This window comes from uncultured Agrococcus sp., from assembly GCF_945915485.1.
Classification (GTDB): Bacteria; Actinomycetota; Actinomycetes; order Actinomycetales; family Microbacteriaceae; genus Agrococcus.
In genome coordinates this window covers 1-3,615 of sequence record NZ_CAMEFJ010000145.1, presented here as the reverse complement: position 1 = coordinate 3,615, position 3,615 = coordinate 1, and the positions used below count along the sequence as shown (strand labels likewise).

The 3,615-nt window shown below is 60.3% G+C and carries 3 protein-coding genes; 2 read left to right on the top strand and 1 reads right to left on the bottom strand.

Annotated features, from left to right (window positions below):
* The coding region (locus Q0O95_RS13545; protein WP_293699730.1) for an N-6 DNA methylase at positions 1-1,727 on the bottom strand (1,727 nt) is incomplete at its 3' end.
* A 475-nt stretch (positions 1,728-2,202) separates the two neighbouring features.
* Between Q0O95_RS13545 and Q0O95_RS13540 the strand changes: the two genes are divergently transcribed.
* Positions 2,203-2,934, top strand: a complete 732-nt coding sequence (locus Q0O95_RS13540) for a hypothetical protein (RefSeq protein ID WP_293699727.1) — start codon at positions 2,203-2,205, stop codon at positions 2,932-2,934.
* A gap of 369 nt (positions 2,935-3,303) precedes the next feature.
* The coding region (locus tag Q0O95_RS13535; RefSeq protein ID WP_293699725.1) for a hypothetical protein at positions 3,304-3,615 on the top strand (312 nt) is incomplete at its 3' end.

The window sequence follows — 3,615 nt, the reverse complement described above, 5'->3', positions numbered from 1 at the left end:
CGCAACGCGGTGCTCGGGGCCGGCGCACCCGACTTCATGACGAGTTCGCCCTCGTCGTCCTGCTCGCCGAGTTCGGTGACGATTGCAGTGAGCATTGCCGGCTTGAGGGCGGCATCCGCGGCGTCAAGGTGCCGGGCGAGGGCATCCGTGAATGTCTTGCGGTCGGTGGAGACGACGCCGCCGCTCGCTTCCGTGCCCCGTTCGAGTGCTGTTCGCACCTTGGCCCGGTCGGCGTCCTTGAGTTTGGTGACCGAGCGCAGTGCCATGACCCGTTCGATGCGGTCGGGGGCGAACGCGTAGTTGAGGCGCAGCGGTCGCTCGACCGTGATGGTGCGGAAGAGGAAGTCTTCGTTCTTGAAGATCTTCGAGACGTCAGATTCCTCGAACCTCGAGTAGATGCCGGTGATGTCTTCTATGTGCGTCTGTGACAGCTTGCGCCGCTTCGAGCCAATGCTTTTGCGCATCTTCTCGTACATTTCGGTTGCGTCGATGAGCTGCACCTTGCCGCGGCGACGCTGCTCCTTCTTCTTGTTGATGATCCAGACGTAGGTGCTGATGCCGGTGTTGTAGAACATGTCGGTCGGCAGGCCGACGATGGCTTCGAGGTAATCCTGTTCCAGGATCCATTTGCGAATGTTCGATTCGCCGGAGCCGGCCCCTCCCGTGAACAACGGGGAGCCGTTCAGCACGATCGCGCCGCGACCACCGACCTCACCGATCCCTGGTTCGCGCAGCTTCGAAATCAAATGCAGCAGGAAGAGCAGCGACCCGTCTGAGACGCGCGGAAGACCGGGGCCGAAGCGGCCGTTGAAGCCCGCGACATCGTGCTCGGTCTTGACAGCCTTCTGCTCCTTCTTCCAGTCGACGCCGAAGGGCGGGTTCGAGAGCCCGAAGTGGAAGGTTCGCCCCTCGAAAGCAGGCTCCGTGAGGGTGTTGCCGTGCACGATGTTCGTGATCGGCTGCTCCTTCACGATCATGTCTGCCTTGCAGATGGCGTACGAAGCGCCGTTGATCTCTTGACCAAGCAGGTTCACTTTGGCCGACGGGTTCAGGTTCGTGATCTTGTCGTCGCCGAACGACAGCATGCCACCCGTCCCGGCGGTCGGGTCGTAGATGTCGCGGATCACGCCGGGAGTCATGAGGTCTTCGTCGCCCTCGAGCAGGAGTGTCACCATGAGCTCGACGACCTCGCGAGGCGTGAAGTGCTCACCCGCGGTCTCGTTCGACGCCTCGGCGAACTTTCGAATGAGCTCTTCGAAGATGTGGCCCATCTGTTCGTTGCCGACGTGCTTCGGGTGCAGGTCGGCTTTCGCGAAGTGCTGCATGATCTGCAACAGCAAGTCGTTCGACGCGAGTTCGACGATCGTGTCTTCGAGCTTGTACTTCTCGAAGATGTCGCGCACGTTAGCCGAGAAGGCGCCCACGTAATCGCGGAGGTTCTCCTCAAGGTTGTCGGGGTCGCCCTGCAGCGTGCCGAGGCTGTGCTGCGATCGGTTGAAGAACGAGTACTCATGGCCCGCCTTGTGGCGCAGCATCGCCAAGGGCGGCTCTTCGTCCGGGTCGTATCCGGCGACCGCGTCGAGCACGGCAGCCTTTGTCGGCGCGAGGACGGCATCCAGTCGTGTCAGGACCGTGAACGGCAGGATGATGTCGCCGTACTGGTGCTGCTTGTACGTGCCGCGCAGGAGGTCGGCTGCTGACCAAATGAACTGAGCGTGGTTGAACACCGTTGTGTACCCCTGAAAAATAGTCGACGCTGTGCTCCTCCGAGCCTAGTCGGCGCCGCTGACGGGAGTGCTTTCGGCGGATACCGGCGTGCGAGTTGAAAATGAGAAGCGTGTAGCGAGCAACGTATTGATTTCGTAGAGCGGGCCCTTGTGCACCCGTGCGTGTCGCAGGTAGCCCGTATCGTGCTTCGGCAACCCCCTGAAATCGCAGAATGCCGTGACACTTCGGAATTCTGGCGGGATTCGGGGTTTAGACTGATCGCTAGGAGATTCACATGACGATCCACTCGACTGAGCCGCGGCCGACTATTACAACCATGAGTCAGGCCGAGATTCGAGGCGAGATCTCTCGTCTCGAGGCCGCGCACGGTAGTTTTGACAGCCTCCGGGAAAAGGCCGAGAGGGACGCCTTGTCTGCGGAGGAACGCGTCGCATATCGACGTCTTGACTCTCTGCGCTTCCTGCTGTCTGCCTAATGGCCCTGAGCATCGCTGAGCAAGCCGAACAGTTTGCTCTCGACATTATGGAGACCCTTGCAGGGGTTCTCCCCGCCGGAAACCTAGGTGTCAATCTTGTCGAAGATGGCGACAGTCCGGGCGTATACATTCTGACGACGAGTGAAGAGCGTGGAATCGAACTGCAAGTGTCCGGTTCGACCCGTATGCGTTTCGAGATCGACATGAAATTGTCAGTCGACAGCTCCGGCAAGTGGTTGAAAGTCATCAAGTCTTCGTATGTCGTAGTGCCGGAAGGCGACGGTACCCCCTATTTCCACTACGACTACCCAGTTGACGCGTCTCAGGTGCCAGCAGCTCACATCAATGTGCACGCCCATCGGGATGACCTCATCGCCGCGTTGGTCCTCGGGGGTCGTAGTGGCGCGGCCAAGAATCGACGGAGGGACTTTGTCAATCGGGGCAGGTTGCCTCGCGTTGGTAGCTTTCACTTCCCCGTCGGCGGTCCGAGGTTTCGACCGGGTCTGGAGGACGTTCTTGAGGTGGCGGTCGATGAGTTCGGGCTAGATCATAGGGAGACCTACCGGACTGCCCTCCAGAAGGGCCGTGAGCGGTTCCGCCTTCGTCAGCTCGCGGCAGCCGTACGCGACTCGCCCTCGACTGCAGCAGAAGTGCTTCGCGGTCTCGGCTATGCAGTTGTCGAGCCTACCCTGGCACATGAGCCGAAACGTGATTGGTTAGAACGGCTCTGAGGACGGCGTGGTTTCGTGCGCGGCTCGTGCGCGCGCCTCACAGGCGGTCGTTCTGACAAGTTGTCCACAATCGAGACTTTCGGGGTTGCTTGTGTCGGACGTTGGCGTCAGACTGTAGGGGAACTGATGTACTAATAATAATGACCATGGAGCAATTCCAATGGAGTTTTACTCGCGACATGAGCGCCGCTTGGATGGCGATCTACGCAGTTCTTGTAAAGCGCGGGTGGGCTTCATGTCGGATGATCCGTCTAGTCTTTGCAATAGAACATATCTTCTATCCAGGTCGGAGGTGCGGGGCATACTGTAAGGCAAGATCACAACCGGCCGGAAGCAGAACGTGACAGTGACCACGAGGAGGTGGCGAAAGTGACTGCAAATGAAATCTCCCAACGGGCCGACGATTCCACGAGCGAGGCATCTCCTGCCATGCGCGCCCTGCAGAGTGCGCCTCAGTCGATCACAGCCGAGCGCGACGAAACGAATGGTCCTGTCGCTACGAAAGACGCCGTTCTGTCGGAGATTTTGCAGGCGACGGCGTCGTCGTTTACCGCTGCTCGTGCGGTGATGGAGACGGCGGCGCGGACGGCGTTCGCGTTCTTCGCCGACGCCTCCGAGGCCGATCGTGCCGCGCTGATGGGCGAACTCAGCGACACGGCCCTCGCGCACGACGCGATCCTC

Coding starts and splice junctions, on each gene's coding strand:
- Q0O95_RS13540 (WP_293699727.1), top strand. CDS start 2,203: ATGGCCCTGAGCATCGCTGAGCAAGCCGAACAGTTTGCTCTCGACATT.